The sequence below is a fragment of the Mesorhizobium sp. WSM4821 genome (genome assembly GCF_055901555.1).
In genome coordinates this window covers 3,947,799-3,964,469 of the sequence record NZ_CM148371.1, presented here as the reverse complement: position 1 = coordinate 3,964,469, position 16,671 = coordinate 3,947,799, and the positions used below count along the sequence as shown (strand labels likewise).

The 16,671-nt window shown below is 62.9% G+C and carries 19 protein-coding genes and 1 riboswitch; of the genes, 8 read left to right on the top strand and 11 right to left on the bottom strand.

The features are described 5' to 3' along the window. Positions 1-2: 2 nt before the first annotated feature. Positions 3-1,007, bottom strand: a complete 1,005-nt coding sequence (locus AC0NID_RS19225; RefSeq protein ID WP_473455620.1) for an ABC transporter substrate-binding protein — start codon at positions 1,005-1,007, stop codon at positions 3-5. 269 nt (positions 1,008-1,276) lie between these two features. Between AC0NID_RS19225 and AC0NID_RS19220 the strand changes: the two genes are divergently transcribed. Together AC0NID_RS19220 and AC0NID_RS19215 are read left to right on the top strand one after the other, a co-directional pair. Then, complete coding sequence (locus AC0NID_RS19220) at positions 1,277-1,660, top strand: RidA family protein (protein WP_473455621.1); 384 nt, start codon at positions 1,277-1,279, stop codon at positions 1,658-1,660. A gap of 229 nt (positions 1,661-1,889) precedes the next feature. Further along, positions 1,890-2,693, top strand: coding sequence for a creatininase family protein (locus AC0NID_RS19215; RefSeq protein WP_473455622.1), 804 nt, complete (start codon positions 1,890-1,892; stop codon positions 2,691-2,693). Positions 2,694-2,697: 4 nt separating this feature from the next. Here AC0NID_RS19215 and AC0NID_RS19210 read toward each other — a convergent pair whose 3' ends face one another. Then, positions 2,698-3,210 (bottom strand): tyrosine phosphatase family protein, encoded by a 513-nt coding sequence (locus AC0NID_RS19210; protein WP_473455623.1) that lies wholly within the window; start codon positions 3,208-3,210, stop codon positions 2,698-2,700. A gap of 17 nt (positions 3,211-3,227) precedes the next feature. Next, positions 3,228-4,262 (bottom strand): threonine-phosphate decarboxylase CobD, encoded by a 1,035-nt coding sequence (cobD, locus tag AC0NID_RS19205; protein WP_473455625.1) that lies wholly within the window; start codon positions 4,260-4,262, stop codon positions 3,228-3,230. Between cobD and cbiB the strand changes: the two genes are divergently transcribed. Further along, on the top strand, positions 4,261-5,229 hold the full coding sequence (gene cbiB, locus AC0NID_RS19200) for an adenosylcobinamide-phosphate synthase CbiB (RefSeq protein ID WP_473455626.1): 969 nt from the start codon (positions 4,261-4,263) through the stop codon (positions 5,227-5,229). The two genes, cobD and cbiB, sit on opposite strands and share 2 nt — an antisense overlap. Before the next feature lie 210 nt (positions 5,230-5,439). Here the strand turns inward: cbiB and cobO are convergent, their stop codons facing one another. The 5 genes from cobO to AC0NID_RS19175 all read right to left on the bottom strand — a co-directional run bounded on the left by cobO (position 5,440) and on the right by AC0NID_RS19175 (position 8,572). Continuing rightward, positions 5,440-6,009 carry a cob(I)yrinic acid a,c-diamide adenosyltransferase gene (gene cobO / locus AC0NID_RS19195; protein WP_474033477.1) on the bottom strand — a complete coding sequence of 190 codons (570 nt, stop codon included), beginning with the start codon at positions 6,007-6,009 and terminating at the stop codon, positions 5,440-5,442. Between the two features lie 88 nt (positions 6,010-6,097). Continuing rightward, the gene (gene cobU / locus AC0NID_RS19190) at positions 6,098-6,595 is read right to left on the bottom strand and encodes a bifunctional adenosylcobinamide kinase/adenosylcobinamide-phosphate guanylyltransferase (RefSeq protein WP_473455628.1); all 498 of its coding nucleotides are present in this window, start codon (positions 6,593-6,595) and stop codon (positions 6,098-6,100) included. A 22-nt stretch (positions 6,596-6,617) separates the two neighbouring features. Next, positions 6,618-7,388: a CbtA family protein gene (locus AC0NID_RS19185; RefSeq protein WP_473455630.1), complete on the bottom strand. Its 771-nt coding sequence runs from the start codon at positions 7,386-7,388 to the stop codon at positions 6,618-6,620. 15 nt (positions 7,389-7,403) lie between these two features. Continuing rightward, positions 7,404-7,583 carry a CbtB domain-containing protein gene (locus AC0NID_RS19180; RefSeq protein WP_473455632.1) on the bottom strand — a complete coding sequence of 60 codons (180 nt, stop codon included), beginning with the start codon at positions 7,581-7,583 and terminating at the stop codon, positions 7,404-7,406. Positions 7,584-7,620: 37 nt separating this feature from the next. Further along, positions 7,621-7,813: riboswitch (cobalamin riboswitch) on the bottom strand. Between the two features lie 66 nt (positions 7,814-7,879). Beyond that, positions 7,880-8,572 (bottom strand): gamma-glutamylcyclotransferase, encoded by a 693-nt coding sequence (locus AC0NID_RS19175; RefSeq protein ID WP_473455633.1) that lies wholly within the window; start codon positions 8,570-8,572, stop codon positions 7,880-7,882. A 119-nt stretch (positions 8,573-8,691) separates the two neighbouring features. Here AC0NID_RS19175 and AC0NID_RS19170 point away from each other — a divergent pair, with 119 nt between their 5' ends. The 3 genes from AC0NID_RS19170 to AC0NID_RS19160 all read left to right on the top strand — a co-directional run bounded on the left by AC0NID_RS19170 (position 8,692) and on the right by AC0NID_RS19160 (position 11,464). Further along, a complete protein-coding gene (locus AC0NID_RS19170; protein WP_473455635.1) occupies positions 8,692-9,873 on the top strand; it encodes an aromatic ring-hydroxylating oxygenase subunit alpha in 1,182 nt (393 codons plus the stop codon). An 83-nt stretch (positions 9,874-9,956) separates the two neighbouring features. Further along, positions 9,957-10,961: an acetyltransferase domain-containing protein gene (locus AC0NID_RS19165; protein ID WP_473455636.1), complete on the top strand. Its 1,005-nt coding sequence runs from the start codon at positions 9,957-9,959 to the stop codon at positions 10,959-10,961. Beyond that, positions 10,958-11,464 (top strand): methyltransferase family protein, encoded by a 507-nt coding sequence (locus tag AC0NID_RS19160; RefSeq protein ID WP_473455637.1) that lies wholly within the window; start codon positions 10,958-10,960, stop codon positions 11,462-11,464. The genes AC0NID_RS19165 and AC0NID_RS19160 overlap by 4 nt, the downstream gene beginning before the upstream one ends. A gap of 11 nt (positions 11,465-11,475) precedes the next feature. Here AC0NID_RS19160 and AC0NID_RS19155 read toward each other — a convergent pair whose 3' ends face one another. From AC0NID_RS19155 to mgtE, 3 genes are all read right to left on the bottom strand, one after another. Further along, positions 11,476-11,988, bottom strand: a complete 513-nt coding sequence (locus AC0NID_RS19155) for an HXXEE domain-containing protein (RefSeq protein WP_473455638.1) — start codon at positions 11,986-11,988, stop codon at positions 11,476-11,478. Positions 11,989-12,041: 53 nt separating this feature from the next. After that, the gene (locus AC0NID_RS19150; protein WP_126044048.1) at positions 12,042-12,428 is read right to left on the bottom strand and encodes a MerR family transcriptional regulator; all 387 of its coding nucleotides are present in this window, start codon (positions 12,426-12,428) and stop codon (positions 12,042-12,044) included. 151 nt (positions 12,429-12,579) lie between these two features. After that, positions 12,580-14,007: a magnesium transporter gene (gene mgtE / locus AC0NID_RS19145; protein WP_473455639.1), complete on the bottom strand. Its 1,428-nt coding sequence runs from the start codon at positions 14,005-14,007 to the stop codon at positions 12,580-12,582. A 567-nt stretch (positions 14,008-14,574) separates the two neighbouring features. Between mgtE and AC0NID_RS19140 the strand changes: the two genes are divergently transcribed. Beyond that, positions 14,575-15,912 carry a glycosyltransferase gene (locus AC0NID_RS19140; RefSeq protein WP_473455640.1) on the top strand — a complete coding sequence of 446 codons (1,338 nt, stop codon included), beginning with the start codon at positions 14,575-14,577 and terminating at the stop codon, positions 15,910-15,912. Beyond that, entirely contained in the window at positions 15,909-16,664 is a 756-nt protein-coding gene (locus AC0NID_RS19135) for an HAD-IIB family hydrolase (protein ID WP_473455641.1), read from the top strand. The genes AC0NID_RS19140 and AC0NID_RS19135 overlap by 4 nt, the downstream gene beginning before the upstream one ends. Positions 16,665-16,671: the final 7 nt, after the last annotated feature.

Here is a 16,671-nt window from a genome sequence, read left to right as displayed (position 1 = left end):
TGCTATTTCTTCAGGTCGATCCCGACGCCCTTGTTGACGAAGGCCAGCGTGTAGGACTTCTTGATGTCGACGTCAGCCGGCACGACCTTGGCCTTGACCATCTTGTCGTAGAAGCTCTGAATGCGCGCGTCGGTCATCGCGCCGATGCCGAGTTTTTCCGTGTCGCCGGAGTCGACGATGCCGAATTTCTTCATCTGCTCGATCGAAAACGCGATCTGCTCGTCGCTGATGTCGGGGTTGTCCTTCTTGATCGCCGCATTGGCGGCGGCGTTGTCTCCGTAGAGATAATTGTACCAACCCTTGGCCGAACCATCGACGAAGCACTGGACCACCTCCGGCCGCTTGTCGATCGTCGTCTGCATGGTCTCGATCGTCGTCGCATAGGTATCGAAGCCATAGTCGGCGAGCAGGAACAAATTAGGCTGGAAGCCGCCCTCCTTGGCGACGGCATAGGGCTCCGACGTCACGTAGCCTTGCTGGATCGACTTCGGATTGGCGATGAAAGGTGCGGGGTTGAACGTGTAGGGCACGCGCTTGGCCGCATCGAAGCCGAACTCGGTGATCATCCACTGGAAGTAGCTCTGTGCCCCTTCGTCAGCGATGATGTACTGGTCCGCGTTCTTCAAATCCTCCCATTTGTCGAGCCCTTGACCTGGATGGGCCATGATCACCTGAGGCTCTTTCTGGAACGAGGCGGCGACCACGCGCAGCGGAATGCCCTGCTGGACGGCGTCGAAGGCCTGCAGCATGTTGCCGCCCATGTAGAAGTCGATCTTGCCGGCGAGCAGCAGTGGCCGGCCGCTGACCTGCGGGCCGCCCTGCATGATCGTCACGTCGATACCGCACGCCGCATAGGTGCCGTCCGCCACGGCCTGATAGTAGCCGCCATGCTCGGCCTGGGCGAGCCAGTTGGTGCCGAAGGTGACTTTCTCGTTCGCTGTCGCGCTCAGCGTAGTTGCGGCAAGCAGCACGATCGCGCCAGCCGAGATCTTAAGTTTTCCGTCCATCCACACCACCCTTTGGTTTGCTGCGGCGCCGCGCGCCGGGCCCGAGACCATCGATTCAACGCCATCGAATCAAGAAGCAAGACGCATGCCACCGCCGCGGCCGCCCGCTAACGCAACAGACGTGCGCAAGGCCGGGCGGGTCATGTTGCCGTGCCGGCGGCATCGTGCCTATTTTTTGAACGCCTGTCCATAATCGCCCTGATAACATGCACTGCATCTTGAAGGCTTGCCTAATCCAGCCTTACGCTGACGGCAGACTGGAGATTTTCATGTTCAAATTCCTCACGCCGAAGTTGATCAAGCCGCCTTTCGCCCGCTATAGCCATGGCGTCGAGATCCCGCCCGGCAAGAGGCTGGTGCTGTGTTCGGGCCAGGTTGCCATCACAGCGGACGATCAGATCCCGGAGGATGCCGGCGCGCAGGCCGAACTCTGCTTCACGAATATCGCCGCGATTCTCGGCGAGGCCGGACTTGGGTTCTCCGACATCGTCCGCATCAACGCCTATGTCACCGACCGCGCCTTCCTGCGGCCTTACATGAACGTTCGCGACCGCCTGTTCACCAGCCCCGCGCCAGCCTCGACACTGATGATCGTGTCCGGTTTCGCGCGGCCGGAATTCAAGGTCGAGATCGAGGTCATCGCGGCAGGATGAGGAGCGCTGGCCGGCGGCTTGGAATCGACAGGCCGTTGATCTCCAGTTAAACGAAACCAAGGGTTAGCGCTGCCCCTCATCCGACCGCCGGCACCTTCTCCCCGTAAAGAGACGGGGAGAAGGGACACTGCCGCAACGCTGGCGATCTACCCTCTCCCCGTCCTTTACGGGGAGAGGGCCGGGGGTGAGGGGCAGCGCGAACGCGCATCCAGTCTCTTCGAGGTCCAAAATGGCCGGAACAACCAAACGCGTATGGTGGGGCGACTACCGGACCACCGAATACGCTACCATCGATCCGGAAGCGACGATCGCCGTGCTGCCGGTGGCGGCGATCGAACAGCACGGCCCGCATCTGCCGGTTTCGACCGACACCTCAATCATGAACGGCATGCTTGAGACGGTGATCGCCCGCCTGCCCCACGATCTCGACATCCGCATCCTGCCGGTACAGGCGGTGGGCAAGTCGAACGAGCACCTGCATGCGCCGGGAACCCTCACTCTGCCGGCGGCGACCCTGATCGAGGCCTGGACCGAGCTTGGCCTGTCGATCGCGCGGGCCGGGTTGAGGAAACTGATCGTCGTCAACTCGCATGGCGGCAATGAGGAGATCATGGGCATTGTCACACGCGAATTGCGGGGGCGCGCAAGGATGCTGGCGGTGAAGACGAGCTGGCAGCGCTTTGGCCGGCCGGCCGGCATGTATACCGAGCTTGAAGACCGCCAGGGCATCCATGGCGGCGATGTCGAGACCTCGCTGATGCTGCATTTCCGGCCGGATCTGGTCGATATGGCAAAGGCCGACAATTTCGTGTCCAATGTCGCCCGCGCCGAAAACGAGTTTTCGCTGCTGCGCCACACCGGGACGCACGCCTTCGCCTGGATCGCCACCGACCTCAACCCGAACGGCGTGGTCGGCGACGCCAGCAATGCAACGGCCGAAAAGGGCAGGCTGACCGCCAGCCATCAAGCCGACGGTTTCATCAGCCTATTGAAGGATGTGCGCAAGGCGAAGCTGGCCGACTGGCTGGCTTAGACTCTTATCGGTCGTCGATCTTCAGCGCGAAGGGCGTGCCCTCGAAGGCGTCCGCTCCGCGCCCGATCGCCTGGATCGCGCGGGTCATGCGGCCGTTGCGGTCAAGCAGCGTATCGGCGACCGCAATCAGTCGCGGATTGGGAGTAGCCGTCGGCGACAGCGCGCGCAGCGTCTCGGCCAACTCGACCTCGTCACGCTTCGGCGCCAGAGCGGCCGCGATGATGTAGGCCGAGGCCGTCGAACGGCTAATGCCGGCATAGCAATGCACGACCAGCGGCCTCGCACGATCCCATCGGCGCGCGAAATCGAGCAGGTTGCGGACATGCGTCTCGCCCGGCATGGTCATGCCCTCCTGCGCCACGGCAATGTCGTGCATGACCAGATGCAGATGGTTTTCCCGCACTATCGAGGCTGGGCGCGTCATCTCGGTTCCGGCGGCCAGCAGGGAAAGCAGCCGCTCGGCGCCGGTCTTCGCGACCGTTTCCTCGACCTTCGACAGCGAACAGACATGGATCATTGCTTGATCTCCTCGATCTAATCGTCGCGCCGCTGCGCCCAGTCGGCAAGAGCCGTTTCGAGCCGTTGCCATTCCTCGCCCTCGCCCGGCAACCCGGCGCGCAGCACATCCGGCCGGCCGGAAAAATGACGAAGCAGGATGCCGCGCTCGCCAAGCGCCGAAAACAGACCGGCGGCGTCCGCCAGCCTGATATAGCGGAACAGCGTGGTGCCGCCGGCGACAGGCACACCGAAGCGACCGAACAGCGCATCGAGCCGCGCCGCATCCCCGGCCAGACGGCGTCGCATCTCGACCTGCCAACCGCTGTCGGCAAGCGCGCGGATACCGTATTCGAGCGCCGGTCCGGCGACCGCCCACGGCCCGAATTGCGCCTGAAGCCGTTCGACCGTCAGCACGTCGGCTATTGCAAAGCCAAGCCGCAGGCCGGCCAGCCCGAAGAACTTGCCGAAGGAACGCAGCACGACGATGCCGCCCTGGTCGACATCGCCCGCCAGGCTTTCGCCAGGCGGGCCGACATCCATGAAAGCCTCGTCGATGACCAGCAACCCGCCTCTGGCGTGCAATTTTCCGGCAAGCTCAAGCAGCCTCTGACGCTCGACGATGCGCCCGTCCGGATTGTTGGGGTTGACGACGACGGCGAGGTCGGCTCCTGCCAAGACCTCGAAATCGTCGACCTCCGTCACGGCATGGCCGGCGATCGCCGCGGCTCGGCTGTGTTCGGCATAGGTCGGCCCGAGCACCAACGCCTTGCCAGGGCTCGACTGCGAGGCGACGCGCGGCAACAGGATCTGCGTGCCGGGCGCCGCCGCCACATTCGCCGCCGAAGGCGCGCCATAGGCGCTCGCCGCGACTTCAGCCAGATCGCGGACCCGCGCGGCCTCCGGCAGTCTTGACAGAGCGGTGGCGGGCAGCTCGAAAAAAGGGTAGGAGTGCGGATTGATACCGGTCGAGAGGTCGACAAAGGGTTGTGGCGCATGGGGGAAAAGCCCCCTCGCCCGGCCAAGGCTTCCTCCATGATCCACCACTGCCGCCGCGCCATCAAGAAGCTTCATGTCGATCCTGATCGCTTTCCTGTCACTGGTTGTTGAATTCGCTGTCGGCTACCCAGCCTGGCTGTTTGGCGCTATCGGCCATCCCGTCACCTGGATCGGCAGGCTGATATCCTTTCTCGACCGCAGGCTCAACCGCGCCACTGATTCCGACGCTGTCCGTCGCCGGCGCGGCGTTGATGCCCTGCTGATCATCGTGCTGGTGCCGGCCGCCATCGCTTTCGCGGTGGACACCATGCTTTCGGGCATTCCCGCCGGATTGGTCCTCACAGCAATTCTGGCGACATCGCTGCTGTCGCAGAAGAGCCTGGCCGAGCATGTCGAGGCGGTGGCCGACGGACTCGACAATGGTGGACTCAGCATCGGTCGTGTTGCCGTCTCACGGATCGTCGGCCGCGATTCAAAGAAGCTCGACAGAGCCGGCGTCTGCCGTGCGGCGATCGAAAGCCTGGCCGAGAATTTTTCCGACGGCGTCGTCGCGCCGGTCTTCTGGATCGGTGTCGGCGGACTGGCCGGCGGCGTCGCCTACAAGGCCGCCAACACGGCCGATTCGATGATCGGCCACCGCACCCCGCGCCACGAGGCCTTCGGCCAGGCGGCAGCGCGCTTCGACGATCTGATCAACCTGCCGGCGTCGCGGCTGACCGCGCTGCTCATCGTGATGGCCGCCTTCCTCGTCAACGACGCCGATGCCGGGAACGCCTGGCACATCATGCGGCGCGACGCGAAGAAGCACCGCTCGCCCAACGCCGGCTGGCCCGAGGCTGCGATGGCCGGCGCGCTCGGCCTGACGCTCGCCGGCCCGCGCTCCTATGACGGCGTCATCGTCGATGATGCTTTCATGGGCGAAGGCGGCCGCCGCGAAGCGGAAAGCGCCGATATCAGGCGGGCGCTGAAGCTCTACCGGGTCGCCGACTTTCTGCTGATTGGCCTGTTTGGGTTGCTGTCGGCGATCGTTATCGTCCTCTGACGGCGTTAAATCCGGACCCGCAACGCTGCCGGTCGAGATCGGCTGAAATAAAAAACCCGCCTCGGCGGCGGGTGTTGGCGCGAATCGGCGCCATATCGAAATTACTAGCATAACTGCCGGCACAAAGCAAGAACAAACATGCCATGTCGGCGCCGCCCCTCATCCGCCTACCAGCAATTGCCCTGCCCCAAAGCGCGCGGGCAAAACCTCTCAAAACTCAATCCCCTGCTGCGCCTTCACGCCCGCCGAAAAATGATGCTTGATCACGCCCATCTCGGTGACCAGGTCCGCCGCCTCGACCAGTGCTGCCTTGGCGTTGCGGCCGGTGACGACGACATGCAGGCCCTCGCGCCGCCCCTTCAGCGCCGCCACCACCTTGCCGAGATCGAGATAGTCGTAGCGCAGCGCGATGTTCAACTCGTCGAGCACCAGAAGGCTGATTGACGAATCGGCCATCAACTCGAGCGCCTTGGCCCAGGCGGCTTCGGCGGCGGCGATGTCGCGCTTCAGGTCCTGCGTCTCCCAGGTAAAACCCTCGCCCATCGTGTGCCAGACGACCCGGTCGCCGAAAGCGGCAAAAGCGTCCTTCTCGCCGGTGTGCCATTTGCCCTTGATGAACTGGACGACGCCAACGCGCCTGCCGTAGCCGAGCATCCTCAGCGCCAACCCGAAGGCGGCAGTTGTCTTGCCCTTGCCGGGCCCGGTGTTGACGATCAGCAGCCCCTTCTCGACCGTCTTCGCCGCGACCTCGGCGTCCTGCACCGCCTTGCGCTTGGCCATCTTGGCGCGGTGGCGTTCCTCATCCCTGTCGTTAATCGGCCCGTCTTCGATATGTGATTTGTCTTCGATGTGCTTGGTATCAGCCATGTCATTTCACCTTGAGCGGCAGCCCCGCCACCATCAGCAGCACCGTATCGGACACTGCCGCGACCTGCTGGTTGAGCCGGCCGGCGGTATCGCGAAACCGGCGGGCGAGCGTATTGTCGGGCACGATGCCCTGGCCGACCTCGTTGGAGACCACGAACCATGGCCCGCGCGGCCGCGACAGCACATCCGCCAACCCCTGGCATTCGGCCTCGATGTCGCGTTCGGCCAGCATATGGTTGGACAGCCACAGCGTAAGGCAGTCGATCAGGACAGGCCGGCCGTCGGGCAAAGCCTCGATCGCGCCGACGAGATCGAGCGGTGCATCGACAGTCGTCCAGCCCTCGCCGCGCCGCGACCGGTGCAGCGCGATGCGCTCGCGCATTTCGCCGTCGTAAGCCTCGGCGGTGGCGATATAGGTCCACGGCGCCGGACAGGCCGTTACCAGTCCTTCGGCGTGCGCGCTTTTGCCGGAACGCGCACCGCCGATGACCAGGATCAAGTTCCCGCCGGGAGTAACGCGATCAGGCAAAGCTGTCGCGCAGGCTGGTCGCCGTGCCGGTGAAACGGCCACGCACCACGCCGACGACGACGCCGAGCACCAGCCAGAACACCAGATTGGTCAGCGTTACCGCCACCACGAACTGGTGGTGCAGGCCTTCCGGGATCGGCGACTCGAAACTGTCGGGCTGCGGAGCACCGACGATATGCGGCGCCACGATCAGCGCCACGGCAAGGAGCGCCAGCGGCAGCGACTTGCGGAAGGCAAGCAGGCCGAGACCGGCCGCCGTCGCCGCCACGGTTGCCCACCACCAGATCTGGCGCTGGGCGAGATCGGCCGCCGGCATCGCCGGCAGTTCGGGCGGCAGGCCAAGGTTCGGAGCCAGCGTGAACACGGCAAAGCCGGCAAGGCCCCAGAACAGGCCATGGCGCCAATTGCCGATGCCGCCGGCGAACTCCGAAGCGGCGACCAGGATCAGCGCGAAGCCGATGCCGGTGACGACGTTGGCAACGACGTTGAAGGCGAATCGCTCGGAACCGTCGGCCGGCGCCCAGCCTTCGTCTTCCGGAGCGGCAGCTTCGGCCGTCGCCGCTCTGGTCATGGCATCGGTATCGGTGGCGTTCGCGACGGGCGCCGCGGCATGGTCATGCGTGTGGCCGCCGCCGGCCTGTTCGTAGGCTTCAGCCTTGAGAATGAGCGGCACGGTGGCGTAGGCCTGCATGCAGGCGAGGACGGCGCCGGCCACAATCCCTGCGATCGCCGCGATGAACACGACGTTGCGAAACAGTGTCATGATGTCAGCCCCTCGTCAGTGGCAGGGAAATGCCATCGAGTGGCGATAGTCGTGGGCGGCGTTATGCACCGCATCGATTTGCGAGAAGCCGACGAAGCCCATGACGAAAATGCCGAGAAACGCAGCAAGCGCCAGTTGCATGAAGCGCGACTGCGAGGAGACGGAAGCGCCGAGGGACACGGAAGGGGTATTCATGTCTTGTCCTTTCGCCCTCCACCCGAGGGCATAGAAGTCAGTTTTCCTGTCGCCGGCAGGTCTCCTGGCTCGCGGATCAGCGCCCTTCCCCACCTTCCCGAAGAAAACCTTCAGTGGCATATGGAGAGGACTACCGCACACAGTTGCGGGGGCAGCCACGGCATTGGGCAAATTTCGCCCTCACCGCATTCCCTCTTGGTTCCAAAGGAACCGACGACGGGTGCGACTATAGGCAGAATCTCCGCGCCCGGCAAACCAAATTCCGTCAGCGGTCAGCTGGAATGCGTCACTTGGCTTCAGCCTCCCAATGAGACGATCCGATTGGCGACCAGTTGCTGCAGCTGCCAAAGATGGCGGTCGTGAATGCCGCGCTCTTCCAGGTTTTTCACCGTGTTGTAGAGGTAGTCGACGCCTGATCCCCAGTGTCCGCAGGACGTGGTCAGTCTTTCGACCACCTCGTGCTCATCGAGCGAACCAGCATAGGTGATGCCGCTGCGATTGATGACGAAAGCCAGCGCCCTCAACGGACCGCCATCGCTCGCGAGTCTGAGAATACGAGGCATATAGCTTGTCGGCTTCAGCGTCATTTCGCGTCGGAAAAGCCTGCCCAATTGCTGCCGCCGATCGCCATCGGTCAGCCGAAAAGCGATGCCCTTGCACTGCCCTCCACGGTCCAGAGCCATCATCAGGCCGGGGCGATCCTTGGTGCCGCGCCAGCGCGTCATGTTCATGCAAAAAGACCGGTGCCAGCCACGCACCACGGCGACACGTTCCTCGACATGGTCGATTTCGGGTTTCCAGATCAGCGAACCGTAGCCGAACAGCCACAACGGTTCGGCGGCAGGGAGTTCTGCCTGCAACGCGTCCAGCATCGCGTCATAGTCGCCATCATCCAGATGCATGGCATCCGGGTCAGGTCCAGCATCCTGGACCTCGCGCCAACAACGCGCAACCAGCTCCGGCGTAAGCGCCATCTGTCGTGTGGCCACGTTCCAGATCCCTTTTCTTGCCGCATGATTATGCGTCCTGCTCGAGACTCGCAATGCCGTCACCGCGATTGACAATTTTCGCGGCTGGGTGTCGGCTGGCACATCACTGGAAACCTGCCATGCAGCCCAGCCACAGCGAGCATGACCCCTATAACGGTCTGACCCGGGCCGAGCCGACGCTGCCGGCGTCGGACTACTGGGAGCTGAACGCCTATCAGCGCGATCTCGACGCCATCTGGTATCGAAACTGGCTGCTCGTCTGCCGCGAGGCCGACCTTGCCCAGCCGCTGGCGTTCAAGACATTCCGTGTCGGCACGCAGGAGATTGTCGTGCTGCGCGACGAGACCGGCACCCTTCGGGCCTTCCACAACACTTGCCGGCATCGCGGCTCGCAGCTTTGCCGGGAAAGCCAAGGACGGCTGAAGGCGCGGCTCATCACCTGCCCCTATCATGCGTGGTCTTATTCGCTGCGCGGCGATCTCGTGCGGGTGCCGTCGAAATCGCTGCCCGAAGGCTTCGACAAGGCCGATCACCCGCTCTACCGCGTGGCGCTGTCGGTGTGGCGCGGTTTTGTCTTCGTCAATCTGGAGGAAGACGCCGCCGGCTCGGCTGAAGCATCCTTCGATCCCACATCCGGCAATCTCGCCAACTGGCCGCTGGAAACGCTGGTGACCGGTCACGTGCTGCGCAAGGTGATGAACTGCAACTGGAAAATCTTCTGGGAGAACTTCAACGAGTGCCTGCATTGCCCGGGCGTTCACAAGGACCTGTCGCGGTTGGTGCCGATCTTTGGCCGCGGCCTGATGGGACGGCATGACGACCCGGAATGGGCCCGTCACGCCGACAATGACGCGCCGGAATTTTCCGGTGGCCTGCGGGCCGGGGCCGAGACCTGGTCGCGCGACGGTCACGTACACGGTCCGGTCTTTTCCGACCTGACGCCCGCCGAGCGCGCCGCCGGGCAGACCTACGCGACCAACCTGCCGTCGATGTTCATCGTCGGCCATGTCGACTATGTCAGGACCGTACGGCTGGTGCCGCTTGGACCCGAGCAGACCGAACTCACCGCCGAATGGCTTTTTTCGCCCGAAGCGCTCGCCGATCCAACGGCGGATCTCGACAACATCGTCGCCTTCGGCAGGCAGGTGCTCGAGGAAGACGCTGATATCTGCGAGGTCAACCAGAACGGCCTGCGCTCGAGGCGCCACGAGGCCGGCGTGCTGATGCCCGAGGAATATGACCTGCACCGCTTCCATAACTGGGTGCGCGAGCAGCGTGCGACGCTTTCATCCAAGCCGTGAAGATCAAGGGGATTTGGCCCGCCTTCTTTTGTCCGGGGCAACCATGATAGTCGTCTTGCAGTGCTGAATCAGATTGCGAGACCATGAGCATTCCTACGCTGACCGCCTCCGTTCAGGATCCGCCGAAGCTGAAGCGAATCGTCGCCATCGACGTGGCCCGCGGCATCGCTTTACTTGCCATGGCGAGCTACCACTTCACCTGGGATCTCGAATTCTTCGGCTACGCCGACCCTGGCCTGACCGCCTTCGGCTGGTGGAAATTCTACGCGCGCTGCATCGCCTCGACCTTCCTGTTCCTGGTCGGCGTCAGCCTGTTCCTCGCTCACGGCAAAAAAATCCGCTGGAACGGCTTCTGGAAACGTTTCGCCATGGTCGCCGGGGCGGCGTTCGCGATATCGGCCGCCACAAGGCTTGCCACGCCGGACAGCTTCATCTTCTTCGGCATCCTGCACGAGATCGCACTGGCCAGCCTGCTCGGCCTGGCGTTCCTGCGGCTGCCGGCGCTGCTGACGCTTGTTGTCGCGGCTTTCGTCATCGCCGCACCGCTCTACCTCAGGTCCGAGATCTTCGACCATCCGGCCCTGTGGTGGGTCGGCCTGTCGGCAACCAATCCGCGCTCCAACGACTATGTCCCGCTGTTGCCGTGGTTCGGCGCCGTGCTTGCGGGCATCTCGGCGGCAAAACTCGCCTCCGCCTCCGGCGTGCTGACGCGGCTGGCGGGGCTGACGTCCGGTCGCTGGACAAATCCGCTGGTCTTTATCGGCCGTCACAGCCTCGCCTTCTATCTGATCCACCAGCCGGTGCTGATCGGCTCGATCTGGCTGTTTTCGCAGATCATGCCGGCACAGGTCGAAACCAGGCAGGTCACCTTCCTGAAAGAGTGCCAGGCATCATGCGAGCAATCGCGCGACACGGAGTTCTGCTCCAGCTATTGTGTGTGCATGCTCGATACGCTCGAACGCGAGGCCACGCTTGATCGGCTCTACCGCAACGACCAGGCTGCGGAATGGCAGGCACATCTCGGCGAACTCGCCGGCGCCTGCACCGCCAAAGCCGACAGCACTTTGATGGAGGGAGGAGCACAATGACCGACGAGCGGCCGAAACTGGGGCAGCCGAAATCCGGGCAGCCGAAACCGGGGCTCATACCATGGCCGCCGCTGATCTATCTTGCGGCCATCGCCATCAGCATCGCGCTTGGCCTGCTTTACCCGCTGCCATGGATCGGCGGCCTTCTCGGCGACATCCTGTTCGCGGCCGGCTGGGTGGCCTTACTCGGCGTGGTCTCACTCTGGTTCACGGCGATCCGCACCATGTTCCGGGCAAAGACGACGCTCCACCCAAACGCCGTGCCGGACCATCTGGTCACATCCGGCCCCTTCGCCGTCAGCCGCAACCCGATATATCTGGCCAACACGCTGCTGCTGATCGGCGTGGCCCTTGTCTCGGGGATCGCATGGTTCCTGCCGCTGGCAATCATCGCGGCCTTCGCAACGCAGAAGTTGGCGATCGAGGGCGAGGAAAAGGTGCTGGCGGCGAAATTCGGCAAGAAGTACCGCGATTACGCGAAAAGGGTGCGGCGCTGGATCTGATGGCGGCGAAATCAGCCCGAAGCCTTGCCCGACGCGCGTCCCGTGTCCGGCAACAGTTTCCGGCCGACATAGAACAGCGCCGAGATCAACAGCACGATACCAAGGACGACGGCCGGTCCCACCAGGGCGAAACGCGATGGCGAGACATAGCCCTCGCGAAACGCCCGGTGCAGCAGGGCGGCGCTGACCGGCAGATTCAGAACGAGAGCGGTCGCGGTGCCCGGCATATAGCGGCCCATGGCCAATGTGGCGAGGAGATGCGGAAAGGCCACATTGAGCAGCATCGCCAGCGCATAACCGGTCAGGACATAGGCGCCGAAACTCTCCCGTCCCTGCACGGTGGCGATCAAGGCGGCAACGCCGGCGAGAACCGTGAGTACGAACACCGCGAACCGGAATTCACTGGCTCCAACGCGACGATGCCAACGCCCTGCTTGCCCGGACCAGGCAGGTAGAAAAGCGGCCTCCTCCAGATTGTGGATGGCGACCACGGCGGCGAACAGCCAAGCGAGAATGATGAACATGATTTGATTGATCGCCGGTTAGAGAGTGCCTGGCGAATAGACATCGGGATCGGTCAGGTGTTTACGCCGAGCTCCACCAGCCGCTCGACGCAGGATTCCTCGGCCTGGTCGAGCTCCGCCAGGGTCTCCTCGAGGTCCCGGCGCTTCTGGCGCAGATCCTCGCGCTTTTCCTCGATACGCTTGATCATCAGATTGAGTTGACCGACCTCCCCGGGCGGCTCCTTGTACATCTGGATGATTTCGCGGATTTCGTTGATCGAAAAGCCAAGCCTCTTGCCGCGCATGATCTGGCGGATGAGATGGCGGTCCGACGGGCGAAACAGCCGCGTGCGGCCGCGCCGTATCGGCTGCACCAGCCCCTCGTCCTCGTAGAAGCGCAGCGTCCGCGTCGAAACATCGAATTCGCGGGTCAGTTCGGTGATCGAGTAATATTCCCGCATCGTCACTCCAAATGCCCGGAAAACGGCGCGATCGCCCAACATGCGGCAATGCCCTTCATTCCCAAAGGGGCTCATCCCGTGCCGGAATCGACCGGTAGCTCTCCGTCGAAACTTCGCACGCAACTTACGTAAAAGTCAATTGAACGCCTTGTCAGGCTCCCGCGCCCAGATGCAGCCACCAGGTGGCAAGGCTGAGGAAGGCGAGAAAACCGATAACGTCGGTAATCATCGTCGTGAAGATTGATGACGAAATCGCCGGATCGGCGCCCAGCTTGTCGAGGAACAGCGGAATCAGAATGCCGCCGAGTGCCGCGGCCAGCATGTTGAGGATCATCGCCGCGGCAATGACGAAACCGAGATCGGGATTGTGAAACCACAAGCCGGCGACCAACCCGAGGATCGTCGCAACGACCATGCCGTTCAGCAGGCCGACCACAACCTCGCGGCGAATGACGCGACCGGCATTGTAGATATCGAGGTCGCGTGTGGCGAGCGCGCGCACGGTCACTGTCATCGTCTGCGTGCCGGCATTGCCGCCCAGCGAGGCAACGATCGGCATCAGTGCGGCAAGCGCGACCATTTCCTCGATCGTCGCACCGAACATGCTGATCACCGAGGCCGAGATGAAGGCCGTCCCGAGATTGACCAGCAGCCACGGAACGCGCGAGCGCGAGGTCGAGAAAATGCTGTCCGACAGTTCTTCGTCGCCGACGCCGCCCATGCGCAGCAGATCCTCCTCGGCCTCCTGCTGGATGACGTCAACCACGTCGTCGATGGTCAGCACGCCGACCAGCCGCTCGTTCTCGTCAACGACGGCGGCGGAGAGAAGGTCGTATTGCTCGAATTCGCGCGCCGCCTCTTCCTGGTCCATCGTGGCTGGAATGGCGTGCCTGGTCTCATGCATGACCTCTTCGACCTTGACCGAACGCTTGGTGCGCAGGATCTGGTCGAGGTCGATGGCGCCGAGCAGCTTGAAGCTCGGATCGATGACGAAGATCTGGCTGAAGCGGTCGGGTAGGTTCTGGTCCTCGCGCATGTAGTCGATGGTCTGGCCGATCGTCCAGAACGGCGGCACCGCGACGAACTCCGTCTGCATACGGCGGCCGGCGGTCTCTTCGGGATAGTCGAGCGAGCGGCGCAGCCTGATCCGCTCGGTGAACGGCAGTTGCGACAGGATCTCGTCCTGGTCTTCCTTTTCGAGATCCTCGAGAATGTAGACCGCGTCGTCGGAATCGAGGTCCTGCACCCCCTGCGCGATCTGCTCGTTGGGCAGATTGTCGACGATGTCGCGGCGGATCGCCTCGTCGACCTCGGTCAGCGCGGAAAAGTCGAAGTCGGCGCCCAAAAGTTCGACCAGCGCGCGGCGCTGCTCGGGATGAAGCGCCTCGAGCAGGTCGCCAAGTTCCGATTGGTGCAGGTCGTCGACTTCACGCTTCAGCGTCAGCGTGTCGCGATCAGCGATCGCCGCGCCGATCTGGGCAAGGAACGACGACAGAATGGCGCCGTCCTCGCCATAAATATCGGCATGGCTGTCGTCAGCGGCCCTGGCGCCGGTCGTCTGTTTGTCCTGGCCTTCCATCAGCGCCTCCCGCTATCAGAATTCCGGAAAAGGTGCCTGTCAGGTCTAGCGCATGACCCTGAAAAATCGGAATCGATTTTCAGAAAGGACCATGCGCAAAGACAAATTGCTACAGCGTCCTTTGCGCGCGGCGGCCCCGATTCGATTTGAGAATCCAGCGCTCCATGGCGCAACGAGCGGAAAAATCAAACGAAATGCGCCCTCCCCGCCGCACGGAAATGCTGGTGCAACCGGATCGCGGGACAAACGTTGATGCCGCACTCGGCCATCTCCGCAGGCACGCGCAGGCTCAGCCCCGCTGCCAGATATCAGCGAACGCAAGGCAGGTGACAGACTGATCGAATGGCAACCTTTGGGCATCATAAATCCTCGAAGAACCGTCCAAGGTTGATTGCAGGCAACTCGGCAACGGGAATATGCGGCAGAACCAGTTTTCCCCACCATGATGTCAATTGCGTTGACCCGAGCGCGCGCTCAGTATTTGCGGATGGGGGTCGGGATCCTTATAGTTGTAAATTGGCGCACGCTTTCGACTGCGAGTGTGCAAAATCGTAGAGAAGGATACAGATGCCGGACGACAACTCGGATGCGGCGATACCTAGAATTGCACTCATTTCAACCCATGGCTACGTTGCAGCAAACCCGCCACTGGGTGCGGCCGATACGGGCGGACAAGTGGTCTATGTCCTGGAGCTTGCCAAAAAGCTGGCCCAATTGGGTTACGCTGTCGATATCTGGACGCGGCGATTTGAAGACCAGCCTGCTGTCGATGACGTGGCGAACGGAGTTCGTGTCCTGCGAGTCGCCTGTGGCGGACCCGATTTCATTCCGAAGGAATATCTCCACCGCCACCTTCTCGAATGGTGTGAAAACGCGCTGCGCCTGATTCGCAGGGAGAACCTCTCCTACGACTTCATCAACAGTCACTACTGGGATGCGGGCGTGGCGGGGCAGCGGCTGTCGGAAGCGCTCACTGTCCCGCATATCCATACGCCGCATTCTCTCGGCATATGGAAGCAGCGCCAGATGAAGACAGACTACCCGGACAAGGCTGATACATTCGAGGCCGAGTTCAACTTCACCGAGCGCATAAAGCACGAGACGATCATCTATCGAAGCTGCGCCATGGTGATTGCAACAACGCCGCCGCAGGTGGACATGCTGGTCGAGGACTACAGCCTCGAGCGCGACCGCGTGCACATGATCCCGCCCGGTTACGACGACAACCGGTTCTTCCCCGTCAGCGAGGCTTCTCGCCGAATGATCCGCCATCGGCTCGGCTTCGAGGGGCGAACGATCCTGGCGCTCGGCCGGCTCGCCACCAACAAGGGCTACGACCTGCTGATCGATGCGTTTTCCGTGGTGGCGCCGCGTGTGCCGGATGCGGTGCTGAGGCTCGCCGTCGGCGGCGAGAACATGGACGAGCAGGAACAGAAGATCCTGAACCAACTCAAGGAACAGGTTGAGCAGCTAGGCTTGCAGGATCGCGTCGTCTTCTCAGGCTATGTTGCCGACGAGGATCTGGCCGACACCTACAGGGCCGCGGACATGTTCGTCCTGTCGAGCCGCTACGAGCCGTTCGGCATGACCGCAATCGAGGCCATGGCCTGCGGAACGCCCACCGTGGTTACTATCCATGGCGGTCTCTATCGCGGGATCAGCTATGGCCGGCACGCGCTTTTTGGCGATCCCTTCGACAAGGAAGACCTCGGCATCACGATCGTCAAGCCTATGAAGCACCCTCGCCTCTATGGCCGACTGGGCCGCATGGGTGCACACAAGGCGCGCAGCCTGTTTACCTGGACAGGTATCGCGCAGCAACTGGTCAGCCTCGTCGAAGGACGTCCCGTGTTGAAGGCGGTCGACGACCATGATTGGGACGAGCCGTGGAACGACGGCGATTGAAACCGATCGCGCTTCTATCGAGCGATCTCGACGGGACCTTGGCAGGTCATCCGCCAGCGACGTTACGATTCCGTTCCAAATGGGAAGCGCTCGACCCCGAGCATCGGCCGGTTCTGGTCTACAACAGCGGTCGTCTGGCCGATGACATCTTGAACTTCGTCGAGGAAGTCGGCCTGCCGGCGCCGGACTACGTGATCGGCGGGGTCGGCACGATGCTGGCCGGTCCGCGACACAGCTCGCGCCTCGGGCACTTCAATGAAAGGCTCTCGGAAGGCTGGTCTCTTGAAAAGGTCGATGCGGTACTCGCATCGCTCAAGGATACCGCCCGGCAGCCCGACATCTATCAGCACGCCTTCAAATCGAGTTGGTACCTGCACGACGCAAGTCCGGACGTCCTTGCCGGCATCGAGCGCGCGCTGGACGAGGCCGGCCTCTCGGTGACGATGATCTATTCGAGCGGACGCGATCTCGACGTCCTGCCTCGTTCGGCAGACAAGGGCCAGGCGCTCGCCTGGCTCTGCAATGAACTCGGCATAGGCCTGGACGAGGTGGTCGTCGCCGGCGATACCAACAACGATCGCAGCATGTTCGACCTGCCGGGCGCGCGTGGGATTGTCGTGGCCAATGCCCTGCCCGAACTGCGTGACATGGCTCGCCACAACCCGTTGATTTACAGCGCGAGGGAACAGTTTGCCCTTGGCGTCGTCGAAGGGCTCGTCCATTGGTCGGTGTTTGAGGATGCCCAATCCTGACCTGGAA